This is a genomic window from Tranquillimonas rosea, from assembly GCF_900111315.1.
Taxonomy (GTDB): Bacteria; Pseudomonadota; Alphaproteobacteria; order Rhodobacterales; family Rhodobacteraceae; genus Tranquillimonas; species Tranquillimonas rosea.
On sequence record NZ_FOGU01000001.1, the window covers coordinates 138043 to 160248 of the forward strand.

At 67.4% G+C, this 22206-nt stretch carries 20 protein-coding genes; 5 read left to right on the forward strand and 15 right to left on the reverse strand.

Going from position 1 to position 22206, the window contains the following annotated elements:
* Positions 1–2: 2 nt before the first annotated feature.
* The 5 genes from dxr to pyrH all read right to left on the reverse strand — a co-directional run bounded on the left by dxr (position 3) and on the right by pyrH (position 4130).
* Positions 3–1172, reverse strand: a complete 1170-nt coding sequence (dxr, locus tag BMZ25_RS00650; protein WP_092686886.1) for a 1-deoxy-D-xylulose-5-phosphate reductoisomerase — start codon at positions 1170–1172, stop codon at positions 3–5.
* Positions 1169–1960 (reverse strand): phosphatidate cytidylyltransferase, encoded by a 792-nt coding sequence (locus BMZ25_RS00655; RefSeq protein WP_092686889.1) that lies wholly within the window; start codon positions 1958–1960, stop codon positions 1169–1171. Before BMZ25_RS00655 ends, dxr begins: the two co-directional genes overlap by 4 nt.
* Entirely contained in the window at positions 1957–2673 is a 717-nt protein-coding gene (gene uppS, locus BMZ25_RS00660) for a polyprenyl diphosphate synthase (protein WP_092686891.1), read from the reverse strand. The genes BMZ25_RS00655 and uppS overlap by 4 nt, the downstream gene beginning before the upstream one ends.
* 45 nt (positions 2674–2718) lie before the next feature.
* Positions 2719–3285: a ribosome recycling factor gene (frr, locus tag BMZ25_RS00665; RefSeq protein WP_092686894.1), complete on the reverse strand. Its 567-nt coding sequence runs from the start codon at positions 3283–3285 to the stop codon at positions 2719–2721.
* Between the two features lie 107 nt (positions 3286–3392).
* Positions 3393–4130 carry a UMP kinase gene (gene pyrH, locus BMZ25_RS00670; protein ID WP_092686897.1) on the reverse strand — a complete coding sequence of 246 codons (738 nt, stop codon included), beginning with the start codon at positions 4128–4130 and terminating at the stop codon, positions 3393–3395.
* Between the two features lie 90 nt (positions 4131–4220).
* Here pyrH and miaA point away from each other — a divergent pair, with 90 nt between their 5' ends.
* The 4 genes from miaA (at position 4221) to BMZ25_RS00690 (ending at position 8695) form a co-directional block, all read left to right on the forward strand.
* On the forward strand, positions 4221–5108 hold the full coding sequence (gene miaA / locus BMZ25_RS00675; RefSeq protein ID WP_092686900.1) for a tRNA (adenosine(37)-N6)-dimethylallyltransferase MiaA: 888 nt from the start codon (positions 4221–4223) through the stop codon (positions 5106–5108).
* A gap of 68 nt (positions 5109–5176) precedes the next feature.
* Positions 5177–5989, forward strand: a complete 813-nt coding sequence (locus tag BMZ25_RS00680) for a helix-turn-helix transcriptional regulator (protein WP_235859743.1) — start codon at positions 5177–5179, stop codon at positions 5987–5989.
* Between the two features lie 111 nt (positions 5990–6100).
* A complete protein-coding gene (locus tag BMZ25_RS00685) occupies positions 6101–7759 on the forward strand; it encodes an ABC transporter substrate-binding protein (RefSeq protein WP_092686906.1) in 1659 nt (552 codons plus the stop codon).
* A 72-nt stretch (positions 7760–7831) separates the two neighbouring features.
* A complete protein-coding gene (locus BMZ25_RS00690; protein WP_092686909.1) occupies positions 7832–8695 on the forward strand; it encodes a DUF1206 domain-containing protein in 864 nt (287 codons plus the stop codon).
* A gap of 4 nt (positions 8696–8699) precedes the next feature.
* Here the strand turns inward: BMZ25_RS00690 and BMZ25_RS00695 are convergent, their stop codons facing one another.
* Positions 8700–9287, reverse strand: a complete 588-nt coding sequence (locus BMZ25_RS00695) for a lytic transglycosylase domain-containing protein (protein WP_092686912.1) — start codon at positions 9285–9287, stop codon at positions 8700–8702.
* 146 nt (positions 9288–9433) lie between these two features.
* Between BMZ25_RS00695 and ssb the strand changes: the two genes are divergently transcribed.
* Positions 9434–9928, forward strand: coding sequence for a single-stranded DNA-binding protein (gene ssb, locus BMZ25_RS00700; protein ID WP_092686915.1), 495 nt, complete (start codon positions 9434–9436; stop codon positions 9926–9928).
* A 116-nt stretch (positions 9929–10044) separates the two neighbouring features.
* Here the strand turns inward: ssb and BMZ25_RS00705 are convergent, their stop codons facing one another.
* The 9 genes from BMZ25_RS00705 to mmsA all read right to left on the reverse strand — a co-directional run bounded on the left by BMZ25_RS00705 (position 10045) and on the right by mmsA (position 22173).
* Complete coding sequence (locus BMZ25_RS00705) at positions 10045–11700, reverse strand: BCCT family transporter (protein WP_092686918.1); 1656 nt, start codon at positions 11698–11700, stop codon at positions 10045–10047.
* A 294-nt stretch (positions 11701–11994) separates the two neighbouring features.
* Positions 11995–14172 (reverse strand): xanthine dehydrogenase family protein molybdopterin-binding subunit, encoded by a 2178-nt coding sequence (locus tag BMZ25_RS00710; RefSeq protein WP_092686921.1) that lies wholly within the window; start codon positions 14170–14172, stop codon positions 11995–11997.
* Positions 14169–15146 carry an FAD binding domain-containing protein gene (locus tag BMZ25_RS00715; RefSeq protein WP_092686924.1) on the reverse strand — a complete coding sequence of 326 codons (978 nt, stop codon included), beginning with the start codon at positions 15144–15146 and terminating at the stop codon, positions 14169–14171. The genes BMZ25_RS00710 and BMZ25_RS00715 overlap by 4 nt, the downstream gene beginning before the upstream one ends.
* Positions 15143–15652 (reverse strand): 2Fe-2S iron-sulfur cluster-binding protein, encoded by a 510-nt coding sequence (locus tag BMZ25_RS00720; protein WP_092686927.1) that lies wholly within the window; start codon positions 15650–15652, stop codon positions 15143–15145. Before BMZ25_RS00720 ends, BMZ25_RS00715 begins: the two co-directional genes overlap by 4 nt.
* A gap of 120 nt (positions 15653–15772) precedes the next feature.
* Complete coding sequence (locus BMZ25_RS00725; RefSeq protein ID WP_328586825.1) at positions 15773–16699, reverse strand: Gfo/Idh/MocA family protein; 927 nt, start codon at positions 16697–16699, stop codon at positions 15773–15775.
* A complete protein-coding gene (gene araD, locus BMZ25_RS00730; RefSeq protein ID WP_092686933.1) occupies positions 16686–18428 on the reverse strand; it encodes an L-arabinonate dehydratase in 1743 nt (580 codons plus the stop codon). The genes BMZ25_RS00725 and araD overlap by 14 nt, the downstream gene beginning before the upstream one ends.
* Positions 18429–18441: 13 nt before the next feature.
* Complete coding sequence (gene araD1 / locus BMZ25_RS00735; RefSeq protein ID WP_092686936.1) at positions 18442–19431, reverse strand: AraD1 family protein; 990 nt, start codon at positions 19429–19431, stop codon at positions 18442–18444.
* Positions 19432–19435: 4 nt separating this feature from the next.
* Positions 19436–20647: a multiple monosaccharide ABC transporter permease gene (mmsB, locus tag BMZ25_RS00740; protein WP_092686939.1), complete on the reverse strand. Its 1212-nt coding sequence runs from the start codon at positions 20645–20647 to the stop codon at positions 19436–19438.
* Entirely contained in the window at positions 20644–22173 is a 1530-nt protein-coding gene (gene mmsA / locus BMZ25_RS00745) for a multiple monosaccharide ABC transporter ATP-binding protein (RefSeq protein ID WP_092686942.1), read from the reverse strand. The genes mmsB and mmsA overlap by 4 nt, the downstream gene beginning before the upstream one ends.
* Between the last annotated feature and the right edge of the window lie 33 nt (positions 22174–22206).

Below are 22206 nucleotides of genomic sequence, written 5' to 3' on the forward strand. Positions count from 1 at the left end.
TTTTACCGTTGCAGCGTGCCGATGATGTCGGCCGCCGCGGTCCTTGCCAAATGATCAGTCGCGAGGATGGTATCAAGATCGAAGGCGGCGACAGAAAGGCGTTCGTCTGACAATCGCGTCAGCACCTCCTCGACGACGCGGCTCATATCGAGAAAGCCGATGCGCCCCTCGATGAAGGCGTCGAGCGCGCTTTCCTTCGCGGCGTTGAACACCGCGCCCGACAGGCCGCCCTCTTCCATGACCGCCCGCGCGAGACGCAGCGCGGGATACCGGGCCTCGTCCGGCGCACGGAACGTGAGCTGTCCGATCCGGGCGAGATCGAGCCGCTCGACCGGGATCGACCGCCGCGCGGGCCAGTGGAGCGCATAGCCGATCGCGTGGCGCATGTCCGGCGGCCCGACATGGGCCATGAGCGCGCCGTCGTTGAAGCCGACAAGTGCATGCATCAGGCTTTCGGGATGGACCAGCGCTTCGATCTTGCTCGGCGCGAAGCCGAAAAATTCTTTCGCCTCGATAAGTTCCAGCGCCTTGTTGAACAGGCTGGCGCTGTCGATGGTGATCCGCTGGCCCATGTCCCAGTTCGGATGGGTCGCGGCCTCGGCCGCCGTGGCCTGAGACAGACGCTCGAGCGGCCAGTCGCGGAAGGCGCCGCCCGAAGCGGTGATGATCAGGCGCTCGACCGAGCTGATGTCCTCGCCCACGAGGGCCTGGAACACGGCGGAATGTTCGCTGTCCACAGGCAGGATCGTCGCGCCGTGGAACGCCGCCCGCGCCATCATGAGCGGACCCGCGCAGACCAGGCTTTCCTTGTTCGCCAGCGCCAGGGTCGTGCCCTGCTCCAGCGCCGCCAGTCCAGGCGGCAGTCCCGCCGCGCCGACGATGGCCGACATGATCCAGTCCGCCGGCCGCCGGGCGGCATCGCAGAGCGCCGCGTCGCCCGCGGCGGCCTCGATCCCGGTGCCGGACAGGGCCGCGCGCAGCTCGTCCAGACGGTCCTCGTGCGCCGTCACCGCCAGCGCCGCGTCGTGCCGCCGGGCCTGTTCGGCCAGCAGCACCACGTTCGCCCCGCCGGTCAGCGCGACGACCTCGTAGTCCCCCGGTGCGCGGGAGACGAGATCGAGCGTGTTCACACCGATCGAGCCGGTCGAGCCCAGCACGCTGACGCGCTTCATACGACCCCCGGCGGAAAGTCGATCAGGGCCGAGATCAGCAATAGAAAGACCGCGCCCCCCAGCATCCCGTCGAACCTGTCGAATACGCCGCCATGTCCCGGCAGCAGGGTCGAACTGTCCTTGACCCCCACCCGCCGCTTAACGGCGCTTTCGGCGATGTCGCCCAACTGGCTCGCCATCGAGACCGAGACGGAAATGCCGGCCAGCTGCAGGTCCGCCCCGGTCCAGAGCGCCATCGCCACGCCGACGATCGCCGCCCCGATCCAGCCCGCCGCGGTGCCCGACCAGGTCTTCTTGGGGCTGACGCGCGGCCAGAACTTCGGTCCGCCGATATACCGGCCCGCGAAATACCCACAGACATCGGTGACGATCACCACCGCCAGCAGCCAGCCGAGCCAGAGGAAGCCATAATTCGTGCGCAGCGTGTAAAGCCCGAAGCCCGCCAGCAGGATCAGCACCGTGAAGATGGTGAACGACGCGCGGCGCCGCGGCAGTTGACCGAAGCCCACCAGGGCCGGCGCGATCAGCAGCGGCAGCGCGAAGCCCGGCGGCAGGAAGTTCGCCACCGTCAGGCACAGGGCCGCCACACCGGCCATCGCGATTGCGGGACTGTCGGGATCCAGCATCCTGGCAAGTTCCCAGACCATGACGGCGCAGACCACGACCGTCAGGACGAGGAAGGCGATCCCGCCCGCCCAGCAGCCCAGCACGCCGATGACCGCGATCACGACGCTGGACACCAACCGGACGTTCAGGTCGTCCCACCGACCGGCGGGCCCGGAACTCATGCGGTCACGGCACCGAATCGCCGCTCGCGCGAGCCAAAGCGCGCGACGATCGACGCGAACTCCTCGGCGCGGAAGTCCGGCCAGAGCGTGTCACAGAACTCGTATTCGGCATAGGCCGACTGCCACAGCAGGAAGTTCGAGATCCGCGCCTCGCCGCTGGTGCGAATGACGAGGTCCGGATCCGGCAGGAAGCAGGTGTCGAGGAAGCTGGCGAGCGTGGTCTCGTCCACGCGTGACGGATCGAGCCGACCGGCCGCGACCTCGTGCGACAGGCGCTTGGTGGCGCGCGCCACCTCGTCGCGTCCGCCATAATTCAGCGCGATGGTCAGGTGGACGCGGTCGTTCTTGCTGGTCAGCAGCTCCAGCTCGTCCATCAGCCGGACGAGCTTTTCGTCGAGCTTGCGCCGGTCGCCGATGAAGCGGACTCGCACGCCCTCGGCCAGCAGATCCCGCGCCTCGCGCTGGATGTAGCGGCGGAACAGGCCCATGAGCCCGGCCACCTCGGCCTGCGTGCGTCTCCAGTTCTCGGTCGAGAAGGCGAAAATCGTCAGGTACTTCACCCCGTGGTCAGGACAGGCGCGCACGATCTCGCGGACCCGTTTCGCGCCGGCGTGATGTCCGAACAGACGCGGCTTGCCGCGGGCCTCGGCCCAGCGACCGTTCCCGTCCATGATGACCGCCACGTGCTGCGGCGATCCCTGGCTCTTGCTCATTGCGTCCACGCCTTTCTCTTGCCCGTCCGAACCGCGAAGGCGGTCTCAGACCTGCATGATCTCTTCCTGTTTCGTCTCGAGCGCCTTGTCGACCGCGCCGATATACTTGTCCGTCAGGTCCTGCACTTCGTTCGACCACATCTTGTGGTCGTCCTCGGGCATGCCGTTCGACTTGGCCTTCTTCAGCTGGTCCATGCCGTCGCGCCGCACGTTGCGGATCGCCACGCGGGCATGCTCGGCATAGGTGCCGGCGACCTTGGCCAGCTCTTTCCGGCGCTCCTCGTTCAGCTCGGGGATCGGCAGACGGATGGTTGTGCCGTCGATCACCGGGTTGATACCGAGGCCGCTTTCGCGGATCGCCTTTTCGGCCTTTCCGAGCAGCGACTTGTCCCAGATATTGATGGTGACCATGCGCGGCTCGGGCACGTTGATCGTGCCGACCTGGTTGATCGGCGTCTGCTGACCATAGGCCTCGACCGTGATCGGCTCCACCATCGAGGCCGACGCGCGGCCGGTGCGGAGCGAGGCGAATTCCTGCCGGAGCGAGGTCATCGCGCCGTCCATGCGGCGCTTGAGGTCGTCGAAATCGATGTCCTGGTCGGTATCGGCCATGTGCTCACTCGTTCTCGTGGGCTGCCACGGCGGGCAGCTCTGCTATTGTTTTCATCGCGTTCTACACGCTTACGGCAACGCGTGCCAGCCCGCGCGTTCCGCCGGGGTCACGCATGAACGGTGGTGTAGGTTCCTTGTCCGGCAAGAATTCCGCGGAATCCGCCGGGCTCGTCGAGCGAAAAGACGACGATCGGCAGCCGGTTGTCGCGCGCCAGGGCGATGGCGCTGGCGTCCATCACGCCGAGGTTCTTCTGCAGCACCTCGTCGTAGGTCACGCGATCATAGCGCTTGGCGTCCTCGAACTTGGTCGGGTCCTTGTCGTAGACGCCGTCGACCTTGGTGCCCTTGAAGATCGCCTGGCAGCGCATCTCGTTCGCCCGCAGCGTTGCCGCCGTGTCGGTGGTGAAATACGGGTTGCCCGTGCCGGCGGCAAAGATGCAGACCCGCTTCTTCTCAAGGTGCCTCACCGCGCGGCGCCGGATGTAGGGTTCGCAAATCTGATCCATCGGGATCGCGCTGATGACACGGGTGTAGATGTCCAGCGCCTCGAGCGCGGATTGCATCGCCAGCGCGTTCATCACGGTGGCGAGCATCCCCATGTAGTCGGCCGTGGTCCGCTCCATCCCCTGTGCGCTGCCCTGCAGGCCGCGGAAGATGTTGCCGCCACCGATCACCATGCAGATCTCGACGCCGAGCTCGTGCACAGACTGCACCTCTCGGGCGATCCGCGCCACCGTCGGCGGATTGAGCCCGTAGCTCTGGTCGCCCATCAGCGCCTCGCCGGAAATCTTGAGAAGCACCCTGTCGTAGGTGCGCGACCGGCCCGGTGCCGAACTGTCGTCCATCGCCTGAATCTCCGCTGCCTGCCGCCGATTTTGCGTCGCGGCGGAAAATGTCGCAAAAGCCGGAAAGGTTCAATCCGGCAAGAGGCGCAAATGACTCCCGAGCAGGCGATCGCCGCCGCAGGGGCCGACAGGCCCGTCCTGATCGCGGGACCGACGGCCAGCGGCAAGTCCTCTCTCGCCGCCCGGATCGCCGCGCAACACGGTGGACTCATCGTCAACGCCGACGCGCTGCAGGTGTTTTCGGACTGGCGCGTTCTGACCTCGCGCCCGACGGTCGAGGACGAGCGTGCGCTGCCGCATCGGCTGTACGGTCACGTCCCCGGCGACACGCCCTATTCCACCGGCGACTGGTTGCGTGACGTGGTGCCGCTGCTGGAGGGGTGCCGCCCAATCATCGTCGGCGGTACGGGCCTGAATTTTCGTGCATTGACAGAAGGGTTGGCCGACATCCCTCAGGTTCCACACGAGGTAAAGCAGCAGGCGCGGGAGAGGCTTGAGACCGAAGGTCACGCGGGGCTGCTGGCCGAACTCGACGCCGAGACGGCCGGCCGTATCGACTGCGCGAATCCCGTCCGCGTGCAGCGCGCCTGGGAGGTTCTGGCGACCACCGGGCGCGGGCTGGCCGCTTGGCAGGACGACACCGGGCCCCCGGCCCTGCCCCTCTCGCGGACCCTGCCGCTTGTCCTCGATGCCGACCGGGACTGGCTGAACGACCGGATCGGCCTGCGTTTCGACCAGATGCTCGAAACCGGGGCGCTGGACGAGGCGCGCGGGAACCTGCCGGGCTGGTCGTCCGACCGCCCCTCGGCCAAGACCATCGGCGCGGCCGAGCTGATCGCTCACCTCAGGGGCGAAATGACGCTGGGCGCGGCGCGCGACCGCGCGGTGACCGCGACGCGGCAATACGCCAAGCGGCAACGGACGTGGTTCCGCGCCCGCATGCGGGACTGGCATCCCGTCGAGCTGCCAACAACCTGAGCGATTCTCCTTGCCCGCGCGGGGCGTCCCGATCACGATTACCCAAGGTCACCATCGGGAGGCCGCCCGTGACACAGCCCACGACAGCCCCGGATTCGACAGCAGGCTACCAGGTCGCGCCGATCCAGCGTGCGCCGACGGCCGCGCAGTGGCGCACTGCGGCCATGCGCAGCTATGGTCGCGGCGTGCTCTACTGGTTCAACCGCGGACAGGGGCGGATCACGATGCAGGGGGTGACGCGCGGCTATGGCGCCAACAACGCCATCTTCCTGCCCCCGCGGACGATGCACGGGTTCGAGATGATGGGACAGGTCAACGGCACGGCCGTGTTCCTGCCCGACGAGCCCGACCTTCTCTGGCCCGAGACGATCCTGCACCTGCGCGTCCGGGACGTGCAGCATCAGGCGGAACTGACGGCGATGGTCGACAACCTTCGGCGCGAGATCTCCCGCGACGACCCGGCGCGGGCGCGGGCGCTCAGGTATCACGCAGGGCTCTTGTCGGTGTGGCTGGAACGACAGGCGGCGACCTCGGGGCAGGAAGAGGTCGAGCCCAGGCGCGCCGCCGACCGACTGGCCGCGGCGTTCACCGCACTGGTCGAGCGCGACTTCCGCAACGGGGCGGGTGTGGCCCACTATGCCGCGCGGCTCGGCGTGACGCCCACCCATCTCAGCCGCGCCTGCCGGGCCGCCTCGGGACGGCCGGCCTCGGCCCTGTTGCAGGACCGCGTGCATTACGAGGCGCGCTGGCTGCTGGCCGAGACACGCTCTCCGGTCAAGAAGGTGGCCGAACAGCTCGGCTTTCGCTCGGCGGCCTATTTCACCCGCGCCTTCCACGCCCATACCGGACAGACCCCGTCGGAGTTCCGCAAGCACGGCTGACACGCCATGTCACACGGAACCGTGTCGGCGGGACGCACGCGACAGACCGGCTCGAACGTTGACGATCTTGTCGGGAACATGCGCAATACGCGGGCATCGACGGAGGCACGCATGAACAGACCCGGACCCGCCGACACCCACCCCGCCGCGCGGATGTACGCGGCGGAGTATCGCGCGGGACAGATGGACCGGCGCGAATTCCTCACCCGCGCCACATCGCTCGGGCTGAGCGTCGGTGCCGCCTGCGCGATGGCCGGCCTCACCCAGCCTGCAGTGGCCCAGTCCGAGGCGGCCCCCGGCGGCACCCTGCGAATCCAGATGGATGTGCTGGAACAGAAGGATCCGCGGGTCTGGGATTTCAGCCAGCTCGCCAATGTCTGCCGCGGGCACCTGGAATACCTGGTGCAGTACAACACCGACGGCTCGATCGCCCCGATGCTGCTGGACAGTTGGGAGGTCAGCGAGGACGCGACCGAGTACCTTCTGCGCATCCGCGGGGGCGTCACCTGGACGAACGGCGATGCCTTCACCGCCGAAGACGTCGCGCGCAATTTCCGCCGCTGGTGCGACGGCACGGTGACCGGCAACTCGATGGCGACGCGCATGGGCTCGCTCGTCGATCCCGCGACCCGCAAGGCGCGGCCGGACGCGATCACCGTGGTCGATGACATGACCGTGCGCCTGTCGCTCGCCACGCCCGACATCTCGCTCATCGCCGGCGTGTCGGACTATCCCGCCGCGGTCATGCACGGCTCGTACGACGGGGGCGATCCGACCGAAGCCGTCGGCACGGGACCCTTCAGGATCACCGAATACGTCGTCGGCGACCGGGCCGTGCTGGAACGGACGACCGACCACACCTGGTGGGGCGAGGATGTGTTCGGGCCGGTGCAGCTGGACCGGATCGAGTTCCTCGATTTCGGCACCGACCCCGCGACATGGCTCGACGCGTTCCGCAACGACGAAATCGACATGCTCTACGAGAGCGTCGGCACCTTCATCGAGGTCTTCGACGATCTCGGCTTGGTGAAGTCCGAGACGCTGACCGCCGCCACCATCACCATCCGCGGCAACCAGAACGCCGAGGTCGAGGGACAGCGCATCTACGCCGACCGCAATGTCCGGCGGGCGCTGCAGCTGGCTTGCGACAACGCCATCCTGCTGGAGCTGGGATATTCCGACCGGGGCGAGGTCGCGGCCAACCACCATGTCAGCCCGATCCACCCCGAATACGCCGATATCGGACCGTCCGAGGTGAACACCGACGAGGCGTTCCGGCTGATGGACGAGGCCGGGCTCGCCGATTTCGAGCATGAGCTGATCTCGATCGACGACGACTGGCGGCGCAACACGGCCGACGCCGTCGCCGCGCAGCTTCGCGATGCCGGCCTGCAGGTGCGCCGCCGCCTCCTGCCCGGCTCGACCTACTGGAGCGGCTGGACCGATTTTCCGTTCAGCACGACCAACTGGAACCAGCGCCCGCTGGGCGTGCAGGTCTATTCGCTGGCCTACCGCTCGGGCGAGGCCTGGAACGAGACCGGATTTGCCAATGACGAGTTCGACCGGCTGCTCGCCGACAGCCTCGCCATCGCGGAGGCCGACGAGCGGCGCGCGCTGATGGAGCGGATGGAAACGCTGCTGCGCGACGAGGGGGTCGTGATCCAGCCCTACTGGCGCGCGCTCTACCGGCATTACACCGATCGCGTGGTCGGGGCCGAGATGCACCCGACCCACGAGATGCACCTCTACCGCTACGCGCTGCGCTCCTGATCGGGATTGTCACGGAACCTCACGGCGCCGTGCACCATTGGCCTTGCAACACCGAGCCATTGGGAGAGCACGATGTCGTCGAATTCACTATCCTGGGCGATGCCCGTCATGCGGACCGGATACGCGGGGCGCGGGCTCGTCTACGTGGTTGTCGCCGGCTTCTCGCTCTACGCCATCTGGCAAGGCGGCGATGCGCAAGGAACCTCCGAGGCGCTGAGCCAGCTCGAGACCTCGACGGGCGGTGGCATCCTGCTGATCCTGATCTTCCTGGGGATGCTGTGCTACATGGTCTGGCGGCTGCTGGATTCGGCCTTCGACCTCGAGAATTACGGCAGTGACGGCGAGGGAACGATCGCCCGCATCGGGATGATCGTGACCGGCCTGATCCACGGCGCCCTCGGCGTGCTGGCCCTGACCGTCCTCCTCGGCAGCGGCGGACAGAGTGGTGGCGGCGGCGGCTCGACCATCGGGCGCACGACCGGCTGGCTTCTGTCGCAGCCCTTCGGCCCCTACCTGGTGGGCGCGATCGCGCTGGTGACGATCGGCGCCGGTCTATACTATCTCAAGAAGGCGTTCGCCGAGGATTACCGCAAGTTCCTGCGCGCCAACCATTTCACGATGAACTGGAACTGGGCGCTCAAGGCCGGCGTCGCCGCTCAGGGCGTCGCGGTAACGGTGATCGGCGGGCTCTTCATGGCCGCCGCGCTGCAGGCGGATCCCAGCAAGGCCGGCGGCGTCGGACAGGCGTTCGAATGGATCTCCGGCCAGACCCATGGACGGCTCCTGGTCAGCGCGCTGTGCCTGGGCCTCGCGGCATTCGCGTTCTTCTGCTTCGTCAACGCCGCCTACCGCATCGTGCCGAAGGTGGCCGACGAGGATGTCGAGACCCTCGCCGTCAAAATGAAGGAAAAGGCCAAGCAGAAGGCGGCCGGCTGACCGCCTACTGCCCCCAGATCGCGAGGACGTAGTTCTGCGTCTCCTGGTACGGCGGTACGCCGCCGTGCTTCTGCACCGCGCCCGGACCCGCGTTGTAGGCCGCCAGCGCCAGCCGCCAGGACCCGAACGTGTCGTACTGGCGGCGCAGGTAGCGCGCCCCGCCCTCGAGATTCGCCGACGGATCGTGGGGATCGACGGCAAGGCGCCGCGCGGTGCCCGGCATCAACTGCGCCAGGCCGATGGCACCCTTGTGCGACACCGCCGTGACGTTCCAAGCGCTCTCGCGCTGCACCAGCCGCAGGAACAGGTCCTCTGGCACGCCGTGCCGGCGGGCGGCGCTTCGCGCGACCTCGATGTAGGGCCCCGCATAGCCGCCGTTGTAGCGCGGCGTCGACAGGTGCTGGGGCACCTTCACCTTGTCCGGTCTCAGCCGCTCCGACCCGGAATATTGCGAGGCGGCCCGGCCATCCAGAAGCTTCGTCTGCGTGGCGAAGAGCTGCCGGCGGTTCTTCGAAGATACAGAGAGCGCATCTGCCATGGCCCCGGAGGCAACGAGCCCCAAGGCGGCGCTCAGCGCGATTGCGTGACGCATCGATCAGACCTGCACTGTCCCAACTGAGCGCACCCTAGCCGCGGTTGTCGCCACGATCAATCTTTCCGCGTTTGGCTTCTGTTAACCGTGTTTAACAGAGTGTCCGCCGCGTATAGGGTCCGAAAATCAAGAATCGGAGGCGACACATGGCAGGCTCGGTCAACAAGGTGATCCTGATCGGCAATCTGGGGCGCGACCCCGAAACGAGAACCTTCCAGAATGGCGGCAAGGTCTGCAACCTGCGCATCGCCACGTCCGAGAACTGGAAGGACCGGAACACCGGCGAGCGCCGCGAGAAGACCGAGTGGCATTCCGTGGCCATCTTCTCGGAGCCGCTGGCGCGCGTGGCCGAGCAGTACCTGCGCAAGGGCTCGAAGGTCTACATCGAGGGTCAGCTCGAGACGCGCAAGTGGCAGGACCAGAACGGCCAGGACCGGTATTCCACCGAGGTCGTGCTGCGCCCCTACAAGTCCGAGCTCACCATGCTCGACGGCCGTGAAGGCGGCGGCGGTGGTGGCGGCATGCCCGAGGACCGCGGCGGCTATGGCGGTGGCGGCGGCCAGCAGGGCGGCGGCTACGGTGGCGGCTATGGCGGCGGCGGCGGTGCCCCGTCGGACATGGACGACGAGATCCCGTTCTGATCACCGCGTCGGACACATGATGCCCAGACACGAAAACGCCCGGAGAAATCTGGGCGTTTTCTTTTTTGCCGTGAGTGAAGGGACCACCGGCGCCAATCGCGCCGGTGGCGGTCGTTCTATTCGGCCGGCGCCCGCTCTCCCGCGCGCGACGGCGAGCGCGGCGAATCCGATCGCCCGATGACATCGCCCGGCGGATCCGTGGGCAGGTTGTGCTCGGCCTCGTTGTCGTCGCGGAACCGTTGGCGGTGACGGTGCACCATCAGCCCGTCCCACCGCAGCGCGCGGTAGAGCCCGATCGCGATCAGCGCCAGCACGATGGCGAACGGGAACCCCGCGACCACCGCCGCCGCCTGGAGCGCGTTGAGGCCCCCCGCCAGCAGCAAGACCGACGCGACCGCGCCTTCGGTCACGGCCCAGAAGATGCGCTGGATCTTCGGCGGATCTGGGTCCCCGCCCGACGTGAGCATGTCGATCACGAAGCTGCCCGAGTCGGAAGATGTCACGAACCACATCACGATCAGCACGATCGCGAAGACCGAGGTCAGACTGGACAGCGGGAAGTAGTCCAGAAGGGCGAACATCGTGTCGCCGTAGCTTTCCTTCGTCGCCTCCACCAGCGTCGGGTCCCCGCCCATCGAGATGTCGATGGCGGTGCCGCCGAAGGCGGTGAACCAGAAGAACATGATCGAGCACGGCAGCAGCATCACGCCCAGCATGAACTCGCGCACCGTACGGCCGCGGCTGATGCGGGCGATGAAGACGCCGACGAACGGCGCCCAGCTGATCCACCATGCCCAGTAGAAGATGGTCCAGCTGTTCTGCCAGCTGCCCCCGGTCCACCCCTCGTTCCAGGTCCCGAGCGAGACGAACTGGTTGAGGTAATTGCCGTAGTTGTCGACGTAACTGTCGATGATGAACATCGTCGGGCCGACGATCACCATGAACGCCAGCATCACCATGCTGAGGTTCACGTTGAGGTTGGACAACCGTTTGATGCCACCGTCCAGGCCCGCGACCACAGACATCGTTGCCATCGCCGTGATCCCGGCGATGATGAGGATCTGCACGAACGGGGATTGCGGGATTCCGAACACCGTGCCGAGGCCCGAGTTGATCTGCATCGCGCCAAGCCCGAGCGAGGTGACGATGCCGAACATCGTGCCGAACACTGCCAGCACGTCCACCAGGTCGCCCCAGAAGCCCCAGATCTTCTCACCGATCAACGGATACAAAGCCGAGCGGATCGTCAGCGGCAGGCCCTTGCGGAAGTGGTAATAGGCCAGCGCCAGCGCCACCACCGCGTAGACCGCCCAGGCGTGGAAGCCCCAGTGCATGAAGCTGATCGCCATCGCCTGCGTCGCGGCTTCCTGCGTCTCGGGCTCGGCCAGCGGCGGCGAGAAGTAATGGTACATCGGCTCCGCGACGCCCCAGTAGATCAGCCCGATGCCGATCCCCGCCGAGAACAGCATCGCGGTCCAGCTGAACAGGCCGTATTCCGGATCCTCGTCCATGCGGCCCAGCCGGATGTCTCCGAACGGCCCGAGTGCGAGGAACAGGACGAAGACGAGAAGGACATTGACCTCGATGATCAGCGCCCAGCCGAGATACCCGGCAAGCCAGCTCTGCATGCCGCTGAAGATCGTCCCCGCGAGTTCGCTGAAAAGGCCACCGAAGATGATGAACCCGACGATCAGTACCGCCGAGGCGGCAAAGACGGGTCGGTTGACCTTGGGGAAGATCCACAGCGGCTGCTGCGGGATCTTGTCATGCATGTTGTGTCTCCCTGTCGGAGCGTCCGGCAGTGGTATGCTTGGACGATCACCGGCCTACCGGACACAACGAGCAACCGCCCGCCGGCCGAACATCTGCCCGGTCGGCGAAGTTGAGCGTAAACTAGAGGCCGTGCGACAAATGGCAACAGCTGTCAGCGGTGCCGGTCGGACCGCGTCCTGGGCCGTTGCACCCCCGCCCCGGACACAACATGTCGTATTGACAAGAAAAAGGGCGGCACCCGGTGTCGTGCCGGATGCCGCCCCGCGGTGAATTTTGTTCGATAGAACCTGCGCTCAGAGCGCGGCGAGGATCTTGTCGGGCGTCGCCGGGTAGTCGCGCACCCGCACGCCGCAGGCGTTGTAGATCGCGTTGGTGATCGCCGCGCCGACGCCGGAGAGGCCCAGCTCACCGATGCCCTTCGCCTGGATCGGGCTGGATTCGTCGTCCCGTTCCTCGATCAGCATCACGTCCAGGTCCGGCACGTCGAGGTTCACCGGCACATGGTACTCTGCAAGGTCGCGGTTCACGATGCGGCCATCGCGCGGGTCGTGCTGCAACTCTTCCGTCAGGGCCGTGCCGATGCCCCAGATCATGCCGCCGTGCCCCTGCGAGGTGGCGGTCCGCTGGTTCAGGACACGCCCCACCGCAAAGGCCGACAGCATGCGCCGAACACGGACCTCGCCGGTGACCTCGTTCACCGCGACTTCGGAGAAGTGCGCGCCGTAGCCGGCCTGCGAATGGCTCTCCGCGGTCTTGCCCGGCTCGAGATGACCGTGCCCGACCATCGGGGCGTCGATCAACTCGGTCAGCGCGGTCTTGCGGTTGTCGGCCACGGCGTTGCCGTCGCGAAGGGTCAGGTCGTCGTCCGCGCAGTCCAGCTTGCGGGCGATCTCGGCCCGGATTTCCTGCGCGGCGAGGTACACCGACGACCCCGCCGAGGCGGCGCCGAACGACCCGCCGGACCCCGAGGCCGGCGGCATCGCGCTGTCGCCCAGATCGACCTTCACCTTGTCCATCGGCAGGCCCAACATCTCGGCCGCGATCTGCCCGAGGATGGCATAGGACCCTGTGCCGATATCCGTCATGTCCGTCTCGACCAGGGCGGTGCCGTCGGGATTGAGCGTCACCCGCGCCTCGGACTCCATGATGAAGTTCGCCCGCGCCGCCGAGGCGACGCCCATGCCGATCAGCCACTCGCCCTCGCGCCGTTCGCCCGGCAGGCCACGCTCGGACCAGCCGAAGCGCTCGGCGCCGTCGCGCAGGCACTCTGCTAGCGACCGCGCCGAATAGGGTACGCCGCTCTCAGGATGAGTGTCGGGAATATTGCGAAGCCGCAGGTCCACGGGATCGACGTGCATCGCCTCGGCCAGTTCGTCCATCGCGTTTTCCAGGGCCAGCATGCCCACGGCCTCGCCCGGAGCGCGGACCGAGCCCGCGCACGTCCTGTTCACGCGCGCGATCTCTTGCACGTAGCGGCGGTTCTCGCCGCCGTAGAGGAAATGCGTCGCCTGCACCGTCGGCTCGGCGAAGCTTTCGCCGGGCAGGTTCGAGACGCGGTCCTCGTGCCCCAGCCCCGTCAGCACGCCATCGACGCCGGCGGCCAGCCGGACGCGCTGCCGCGTCTCACTGCGCCGCATCGTCATCTCGAACACGTCCTGCCGCGCCATGGCCACGCGGACGGGGCGGCCCAGTTCCTTCGACGCGATCGAGGCCGCCACCGCCTCGGGCGCGATGCCCAGCTTCGAGCCGAAGCCGCCGCCCACATAGGGCGCGTGGATGCGCACGTTCTCGGGCGGGATGCCCAGGCTGTCGGCCAGCTCGTTCACGTTGTACTTCAGCATCTGGTAGCTGCCGTGCACGACCAGGTTGTCGCCCTCCCAGGCGGCCAGAGCGGCGTGGGGCTCCATCGGAGCGCTGGAGTGACCCGGCGTGGTGTAGGCCGCGTCGATGCTGTAGGCGGCGCTGTCCATCGCCGCCTCGAGGTCGCCCTGATCCAGCCCCTCGGCCGTCTCGACGGTGGCCGCGGTGTCGGGGTCGGGTTCGGCGTTGGAGGGCGCATAGGCGATCTTGAGCGCCTGCCCCGCCGCGCGGGCGTCCTCAAAAGTTTCCGCCACGACGACCGCGATGGGCTGGCCGTAATAGGCGACCTTGTCCCCCGGCTGCACCGGTGCCGCGTTGGCGGTGCCCTGCGCGGGGTTCCGCAGCATCTTGCCGCCGTGCCAGACCCCCAGAACGCCTGGCATCGCCATGACCTCGGAGGTGTTCATCCCGGTCACGCGTCCCGCCGGGATCGTCGCGCGCACCAGCACGCCGACGGCCATGTCGGGCATCGTGACCTCGGCCGCATAGCGCGCGCGGCCCGTGACCTTCAGCGGCCCCTCGGGCCGCGGCAGCGGGGTCGACAGGACGCCCTGCCCGGTCTCGTCCAGAAGCCGCGCCTGCGGCTCGTCCATTCTGAGATGGCGTGTCATGCGGCCTCCTTCAGACCCGTCGCCTCGGCCAGCACCGCCTTCATCGTGCGGCGCGCCAGGACGATCTTGAAATCGTTGCTGCCCTGCCCGACCGCGTCGGCCAGAAGAACGTCGGCAGCGGCATCGAACAGCTCGGGCGTCGGTTCGGCGCCTTCGAGCGCCCGGTCGACCGCCGGGTCGTGCCAAGGCTTGTGCGCCAGACCGCCGAAGGCCAGCGTCGCCGCTGCGATGCGGCCATCCTGCACGTCGACGATCGCGGCGACCGAGACGAGCGCGAAGGCATAGGAGGCGCGGTCGCGCACCTTGCGGTAGACCTGCCGGCCCTTCGGCGGCGCAGGCAGGATGACGGCGGTGATCAGCTCTCCGGGCGCGAGGACGGTCTCGATGTGCGGCGTGTCGCCCGGCAGGCGGTAGAACTCGCGGATGCTGACCCGCCGGGTCGCGCCCGTCGTCTCCTGGATCTCGATCTCGGCGCCGAGCGCCTGCATCGCGACGGCCATGTCGCTGGGATGGGTGGCGATGCAATGCTCGGACGCGCCGAGGATGGCGTGAAGCCGCGTCTGCCCGCCGATGGCGGCGCAGCCCGAGCCCGGCTCGCGCTTGTTGCAAGGCTGCGCGGTGTCGGTGAAATACGGGCACCGCGTCCGTTGCAACAGGTTGCCGCCGGTGGTGGCCTTGTTGCGTAACTGGCCCGAGGCCCCGGCCAGCAGGGCGCGGGACAGGACTGGATAATCGCGGCGGATGCGGTCGTCGGCGGCCAGGTCGCTGTTGGTCACCAGAGCGCCGATCCGCAGGCCGCCCTCGTGGTCCTCGATGTGGTCGAGGTCCAGTCGCGTTATGTCCACCAGCCGATCGGGCGACATCACCTGCAGCTTCATCAGGTCCAGAAGGTTCGTGCCGCCCGCGATGATCGTCGCGTCGGCCCGCGTTGCGTCGTCCGGCGCGGAGGCTCGCAGATAATCGAAGGGCTTCATGTGGTCTCCTTGTCCGCCGTGTCCTGGATCGCGGCCACGATGCCGGGATAGGCCGAGCAGCGGCACAGGTTGCCGCTCATGCGCTCGGCGATTTCGTCGCGGCTCATCTTCGGGGCCGAGACGAGGTCGTCCGAGACGTGGCTGGGCCAGCCTTCCTTCAGCTCGGATAGCATCGCGGTGGCCGAGACGATCTGCCCCGGCGTGCAATAGCCGCATTGAAAGCCGTCATGGCCGACGAAGGCTTCCTGCATCGGCGACATCGCCTCGGGGCTGCCGAGGCCTTCGATGGTCGTGATATCGTCGCCCTCGTGCATGACGGCGAGCGCCAGGCACGAATTGATGCGCCGGCCGTTCACCATCACGGTGCAGGCGCCGCACTGACCGTGATCGCAGCCCTTCTTGCTGCCGGTCAGGTCGAGATGATGGCGCAGGGCGTCGAGAAGCGTGGTGCGGGGATCGACGTCGAGATCGTGCGTCGTTCCGTTGATTGAGAGAGAGATGTTCATTCGGTCGCCTCCTGTCGTGACAGAAGGCGCGTGGCGGCGGCAGAGTTCCCGGTCGAAGTTGTCGCGGCGGGATGACGCCGCGATATCCGCCGGGGACTCGCCGCCGCCAGGATGCGGCGCCTAGTCGTGGAACGGCGCGACGATCTTGCGACGGCCCAGCATGAAGGCATCCGCGACATGGACGAGCGGCGACAGATCGACGTCCCGTGCGCCGGTGTCGAGCAGGCTGGAGAAACGGGCGTAGAGCGCGTCGTATTCGCCGGTGTCACCCACATCCTGCGGCGCGCCGTCGACGTACATCTCACTGCCGCCCTTCGACAGGCGCAGCGTGCCGTCGTCCGTCTCGACCTCGATGTCCCAGGTCGGCGGATCCTCGTGGTTCCAGTCGAAGTTGGCCAGCACCGACAGGCCGCCGTCGCCCTTCAATTCGAGACGCGCGGTGATCGGCGTCTCGCAATTCTCGGGAAACTCCAACTCGGCGGCGCCGACGCGGACGGGCACCGGCAGGATCTCGGTCAGGATCGACAGCGCGTTGATGCCGGGATCGAATACGCCGACGCCTCCGGCCTTCCAGATCCAGGCCTGTCCGGGATGCCAGTTGCGCACGTCCTCCTGCCACGTGATCCGCGCACGACGCGCGGTGCGCCGGGCGAGCCAGGCGCGCGCCGGTTCGACCGCCTGGGCATAGCGCGAGTGCCAGGTGGCGAAGAGCGTGAGGTTCCTCTCGGTCGCCAGCCGGTCGAGTGCCTGCACCTCGGCAACGGTCGCGCCCGGAGGCTTTTCCAGCATCACGTGCCGCCCGGCGGCCAGAGCCGTTCGCGCCGCCTCGTACCGCGACTGCGGCGGCATGCAGAGCGCGATAGCGGGGATGTCCTCGCGCGCCGCCAGCAGGTCGTCGAGCGTGGCGTGGTTCTCGACCCCCTCGACCCCGCCCGAGCTGCTGACCGTGGCGGCCAGCCGGAAGCCGGGGTGCTTTTCGATCGAGGGGATGTGGGCGTCTCTGGCGATCTTGCCGACGCCCATGATGGCGATGTCAGTGACTGTCACGGGGGACTGCCCTTCCGCGTTGTCCAATGAGAAAGTCGAAGTCTGCGCCGGTATCCGCGCCGCGCACATGGTCGTGGAACAGCCGGTCATAGCCGCCCTCGGGCTGCTCGACCCGCGGTGTCCACGCCTCGAGGCGGCGCGAGATCTCGTCGTCGGAGACATCGAGATGCAGTCGGCGTCCTGGCACGTCGAGCTCGATCATGTCACCGGTCCGGACGATGGCCAGCGGTCCGCCGACGGCCGCCTCGGGGGCGGTATGCAGGACGACCGTGCCATAGGCGGTGCCCGACATGCGCGCGTCCGAGATGCGGATCATGTCCGTGATCCCCTTGCGCAGCACCTTAGGCGGAAGGCCCATGTTGCCCACCTCCGACATGCCGGGATAGCCCTTCGGTCCGCAGTTCTTGAGCACCATGATGCAGGTCTCGTCGATCTCCAGCGCATCGTCCGCGATGCGCGCCTTGTAGTCGTCGATGTCCTCGAAGACGACCGCCCGACCGCGGTGTTGCATCAGGTCGGGAGAGGCCGCCGACGGTTTCAGCACCGCGCCGTCCGGTGCGAGATTGCCCCTGAGAACGGCGATCCCGCCCGACGCGGTCAGTGCCCGGTCAACGGGCAGGATGACGTCCTCGTTCCAGTTGACCGCGTCCTTCACCTGGTCCCACGCGGTCTCGCCCGAGACGGTCAGCGCGTCGTTGTGCAAAAGCCCCGCCTCGCCCAGCCGTTTCAGGACGACCGGCAGGCCGCCGGCATAGAAGAACTCCTCCATCAGATATTTGCCCGACGGCATAAGGTTGACGATCGTGGGAATATCGCGGCCCAGCCGGTCCCAGTCGTCGAGCGTCAGGTCGACGCCCACGCGCCCGGCGAGCGCGAGCATGTGGATCACCGCGTTCGTCGAGCCGCCGATCGCGCCGTTGACGCGGATCGCGTTCTCGAACGCCTCGCGGGTCAGCACGTCCGACGGCTTGAGGTCGTCCTTGACCATGTCGACGATCCGCCGGCCGGTGAGCTGCGCCATCACCCGGCGCCGCGCGTCCACCGCAGGGATCGCCGCGTTGCCCGACAGCGCCATGCCCAGGGCCTCGGCCATGCTGGCCATCGTGCTGGCCGTGCCCATCGTGTTGCAGGTCCCCGACGAGCGGCTCATCGCCTGCTCGGCCTCGAGGAAATCGTCCTGCGACATGCGCCCGGCCTTGATGTCCTCGGACATCTGCCACAGCGCCGTGCCCGAGCCCACGCGCTCGCCCCGGAACCAGCCGTTCAGCATCGGCCCGCCTGTCACCACGATCGACGGGATGTCGGTCGAGGCCGCGCCCATCATCAGGCTCGGCGTGGTCTTGTCGCAGCCCACCATCAGGACCGCGCCGTCGATCGGCTGGGCGCGCATCGTCTCCTCGACCGCCATCGCGGCGAGGTTGCGGTACATCATCGCCGTGGGGCGGTACGTGTTCTCGGACGCCGAGAACACCGGCACCTCCAGCGGGAAGCCCCCGGCCTCCCACACGCCGGCCTTCACCTTCTCGGCAAGCTCGCGCAGGTGGCCGTTGCAGGGCGTCAGCTCGGACCAGGTGTTCAGGATGCCGATCACCGGGCGGCCGTCGAACAGGTCGTGCGGGTAGCCCTGGTTCTTGAGCCAGCCCCGGTGATAGATGCTGTCGCGCGACGTGCCGCCGTACCATTCCTGGCTGCGAAGGCGGCGCGGCCAGTCTGCCTTCCGGAAAGTCATTTTGTTCCCCTCGTCACAATGCGCGCACGGTGGTGCGCGGCTCGGGCCGCGTCTCGGGGCCGCCCGTCAGCGTGTTGCGCAGCGGCAGGCCGAACTGCGGCGCGACGATCTCGAACATGTCGCCCGGCCGCGTCTCGATCCCTTCGGCGAAGGACAGCGTCGCTGTGCCGAACATGTGCAGGTGCACGTCCCCCGGCTGCCGGAAGATCTCGTACTTGAAATGGTGATGCTCGAGATTGGCGATCGAGTGCGACATGTTCGCTTCGCCCGACAGGAACGGCTTTTCGAACACCGTCCCGCCGTCGCGCAGGATGCGCGAGGTGCCCTCGACATGCTCGGGCAGCTCCCCGATCAGCAGCTCCGGCCCCACCGATGCCGGCCGCAGCTTGGAATGGGCGAGATAAAGGTAGTTCTGCTTCTCCATCACGTGATCCGAGAACTCGTTGGCCAGCGCGAAGCCCAGACGGAACGGCGTGCCGTCCGGCCCGATCACGTAGAGACCGGCGATCTCGGGTTCTTCGCTGCCGTCCTCGGCGAAACCGGGCGACACCAGCGGACCGCCAGGCGCGACCAGCGCCGCGCCGGTGCCCTTGTAGAACCACTCGGGCTGCACCCCGGCGCCACCGTTCGCGGGCTTGCCGCCCTCGACGCCGAGCCGGAACATCTTCATCGAGTCGCTCTCGTCCTCGCTCTTGGCGTGCATCGCGTTGCGCGCCGATGCCGAGCCCAGATGCGTCAGCCCGGTCCCGGTCAAGTGCAGGTGCGCCGGATCGGGATGGGTCAGCGGCGGCAGCATCCGCCCCTCGGCATAGAGCTTCTCGAGGTCTACGGCGGCGTCGAGGCCGAGCGCGGCGATCCGGTCGACCAGCCGCTCCCCGGTAGTGGCGCAGTGCATGGCCAGGTCATAGACGCTGCTCGCGCCGCGCACCTCGTAGGCCTCGGTGCCCTCGCGGGCGACGACGGCCAGGCCGCCCTGCGCCGTGCGGATTTGGGACAGGAGCATCGTTTCACCCTTTCTTCTTGTTCAGGACGTCGAAGATCACGGCCGCCAGCAGGACGAGGCCCTTGATGACCTGCTGCCAGTCGATGCCGATGCCGAGGATCGACATGCCGTTGTTCATGACGCCCATGATGAAGGCGCCGACCACCGCGCCGACGACAGTTCCGACACCGCCCGACATCGACGCGCCGCCGATGAAGACTGCCGCGATCACGTCGAGCTCGAACGTCGCACCCGCCTTAGGCGTCGCGGTGTTCAGCCGCGCCGCAAAGACCAGCCCCGCCAGCGCCGCCAGCATGCCCATGTTGGCGAAGGTCAGGAAGGTCAGCCGCTCGGAGTTGATGCCCGACAGCTTCGCCGCCTTCTCGTTGCCGCCGATGGCATAGATGCGCCGGCCGATCGTGGTGCGCGCCGTGACGAAGGAGTAGATCGCGATCAGCAGCGCCATCACGATGAACACGTTCGGCAGGCCCCGGAACGTCGCCATCAGCCAGCTCATGTAGATCAGCGCGATGAAGATCAGCGCGTTCTTCGCGGCGAAGAAGGCAAAGGGCTCATCCGCGGTGCCGTTCCTGATCTGCCGGGCACGGGTACGCACCGCCAGCCCCAGAAGCGCCACGGCTACGACCACGCCCGCGGCCAGGGAGAACAGGTTGATCTCTTCCCCGCCCAGGAGGTCGGGCACGAAGCCGGCGGCGATCAGCTGGAACTGCGGAGGGAACGGTCCGACCGACTGCCCGGCCAGCAGCCACAGCGTCAGCCCCTTGAAGACCAGCATACCCGCCAGCGTCACGATGAAGGACGGGATCTTGAAATAGGCGACCCAGAATCCCTGCGCCATGCCGATGATCGCGCCCACACCGAGGCACAGGATGCCGGCGACGAGATAATGCACGTTCCAGTTCACGATCATCACCGCCGCCAGAGCGCCGATGAACCCCAGGACCGAGCCCACGGACAGGTCGATATGACCGCACACGATCACCAGCAGCATGCCGATGGCCATGATGACGATGTAGCTGTTCTGCAGCAGCAGGTTGGTCAGGTTCACCGGGCGCAGCAGGATGCCGCCCGTGGCGATCTGGAAGAACGCCATGATGGCGATCAGCGCGAACAGGATCCCGTATTCGCGCAGGTGCCCGCGCAGGAAGTTCCAGCTTGCCTTGGCCTGGCCGGCCGGCACGCTGTCGTTCGACGAATTGGTGGTCGTCTGGCTCATGTCCTCGCCCCCGACTTGATGATCAGCGACATGATCTTTTCTTGCGACGCCTCGGCAGTGGGCATCTCGCCCACGAAGCGGCCTTCGTTCATCACGTACAGACGGTCGGTGATGCCCAGCAGTTCAGGCATCTCCGACGAGATCACGATGATCGACTTGCCGGCCTCCGCGAGGTCGCGGATCACGGTGTAGATTTCGAATTTAGCGCCGACGTCGATGCCGCGCGTCGGCTCGTCCAGGATCAGGATGTCCGGATCGGCGAACAGCCACTTCGACAGGACGACCTTCTGCTGGTTGCCGCCCGAGAGGTTCACCGTCTCCTGCTCGATGGACGAACTCTTGACGTTCAGCTTGCGCCGGTACTCCTCGGCGACCTCCGCCTCGCGGTCGTGGTCGACGACCATGTTGCGCGCCACCGCGTCCAGCTTGGCCAGCGGCACGTTGCGGCGGATCGACTGGTCCATCACCAGGCCGTAGGTCTTGCGGTCCTCGGTGGCGTAGGCCAGCCCGGCATTGACCGCGCGGCGCACGCTCGACAGGTCCGCGGGCTTGCCGTCGATCGTCGCTTCGCCCGAGATGTCGCGCCCGTAGGACCGGCCGAACAGGCTCATCGCCAGTTCGGTCCGGCCCGCGCCCATCAGCCCGGCGATGCCCAGCACCTCACCCCGCTTCACGTGGAAGCTGACGTCGTCCACGACCTTGCGCTCGGTGTGGAGCGGATGGTGCACGGTCCAGTTGCGGACCTCCATCACCGTCTCGCCGATGCGCGGATCGCGGGCGGGATATCGGTCGTCCAGCGACCGGCCGACCATGTCGCGGATGATGTCGTTCTCGCTGACGCCCTGGCGGCAGTCCAGCCGCGCCACGGTGGCCCCGTCGCGCAGGACGGTGATCGTGTCGGCGACCTTCTCGACCTCGTTGAGCTTGTGCGAGATCAGGATCGAGGTCAGCCCCCGCGCCCGGAACTCGATCAGCAGATCCAGAAGCTTGCCGCTGTCGGTCTCGTTCAGCGACGAGGTCGGCTCGTCCAGGATCAGCAGACGCACGTCCTTCGACAGCGCCTTGGCGATCTCGACCAGCTGCTGCTTGCCGAGGCCCAGATCGTCGACCAGCGTCTCGGGGTTCTCCTTCAGGCCCACGCGTGCCAGCAGCTCGGCGGTCCGGCGGTTCGTCTCTTGCCAGTCGATGATGCCGTTCCGGGCGCGCTCGTTGCCCAGGAAGATGTTCTCGGCGATCGACAGCAGCGGGACCAGCGCCAGCTCCTGGTGGATGATGATGATCCCCTCGCGCTCGCTGTCGTTGATGCCGCGCAACGTCTTGACCTGGCCGTCATAGACGATGTCGCCTTCGTAGCTGCCATGGGGATAGACCCCGCTCAGCACCTTCATCAGGGTCGACTTGCCCGCGCCGTTCTCGCCGACGAGCGCGTGGATCTCGCCCTCCTCGACGGCGAGATTGACGTCGTCAAGCGCCTTCACACCGGGGAATTCCTTGGTGATGCCGCGCATCTCTAGGATGGTGCCCATCGCACGCTCCCACATTCCTCAGGGAAAAAGGCC

Excerpts from the sequence above, each read along its gene's own strand:
- dxr (WP_092686886.1), bottom strand. The coding sequence starts at position 1,172 with ATGAAGCGCGTCAGCGTGCTGGGCTCGACCGGCTCGATCGGTGTGAAC.
- BMZ25_RS00655 (WP_092686889.1), bottom strand. The coding sequence starts at position 1,960 with ATGAGTTCCGGGCCCGCCGGTCGGTGGGACGACCTGAACGTCCGGTTG.
- uppS (WP_092686891.1), bottom strand. The coding sequence starts at position 2,673 with ATGAGCAAGAGCCAGGGATCGCCGCAGCACGTGGCGGTCATCATGGAC.
- frr (WP_092686894.1), bottom strand. The coding sequence starts at position 3,285 with ATGGCCGATACCGACCAGGACATCGATTTCGACGACCTCAAGCGCCGC.
- pyrH (WP_092686897.1), bottom strand. The coding sequence starts at position 4,130 with ATGGACGACAGTTCGGCACCGGGCCGGTCGCGCACCTACGACAGGGTG.
- miaA (WP_092686900.1), top strand. The coding sequence starts at position 4,221 with ATGACTCCCGAGCAGGCGATCGCCGCCGCAGGGGCCGACAGGCCCGTC.
- BMZ25_RS00685 (WP_092686906.1), top strand. The coding sequence starts at position 6,101 with ATGAACAGACCCGGACCCGCCGACACCCACCCCGCCGCGCGGATGTAC.
- BMZ25_RS00690 (WP_092686909.1), top strand. The coding sequence starts at position 7,832 with ATGTCGTCGAATTCACTATCCTGGGCGATGCCCGTCATGCGGACCGGA.
- BMZ25_RS00695 (WP_092686912.1), bottom strand. The coding sequence starts at position 9,287 with ATGCGTCACGCAATCGCGCTGAGCGCCGCCTTGGGGCTCGTTGCCTCC.
- ssb (WP_092686915.1), top strand. The coding sequence starts at position 9,434 with ATGGCAGGCTCGGTCAACAAGGTGATCCTGATCGGCAATCTGGGGCGC.
- BMZ25_RS00705 (WP_092686918.1), bottom strand. The coding sequence starts at position 11,700 with ATGCATGACAAGATCCCGCAGCAGCCGCTGTGGATCTTCCCCAAGGTC.
- BMZ25_RS00710 (WP_092686921.1), bottom strand. The coding sequence starts at position 14,172 with ATGACACGCCATCTCAGAATGGACGAGCCGCAGGCGCGGCTTCTGGAC.
- BMZ25_RS00715 (WP_092686924.1), bottom strand. The coding sequence starts at position 15,146 with ATGAAGCCCTTCGATTATCTGCGAGCCTCCGCGCCGGACGACGCAACG.
- BMZ25_RS00720 (WP_092686927.1), bottom strand. The coding sequence starts at position 15,652 with ATGAACATCTCTCTCTCAATCAACGGAACGACGCACGATCTCGACGTC.
- araD (WP_092686933.1), bottom strand. The coding sequence starts at position 18,428 with ATGACTTTCCGGAAGGCAGACTGGCCGCGCCGCCTTCGCAGCCAGGAA.
- araD1 (WP_092686936.1), bottom strand. The coding sequence starts at position 19,431 with ATGCTCCTGTCCCAAATCCGCACGGCGCAGGGCGGCCTGGCCGTCGTC.
- mmsB (WP_092686939.1), bottom strand. The coding sequence starts at position 20,647 with ATGAGCCAGACGACCACCAATTCGTCGAACGACAGCGTGCCGGCCGGC.
- mmsA (WP_092686942.1), bottom strand. The coding sequence starts at position 22,173 with ATGGGCACCATCCTAGAGATGCGCGGCATCACCAAGGAATTCCCCGGT.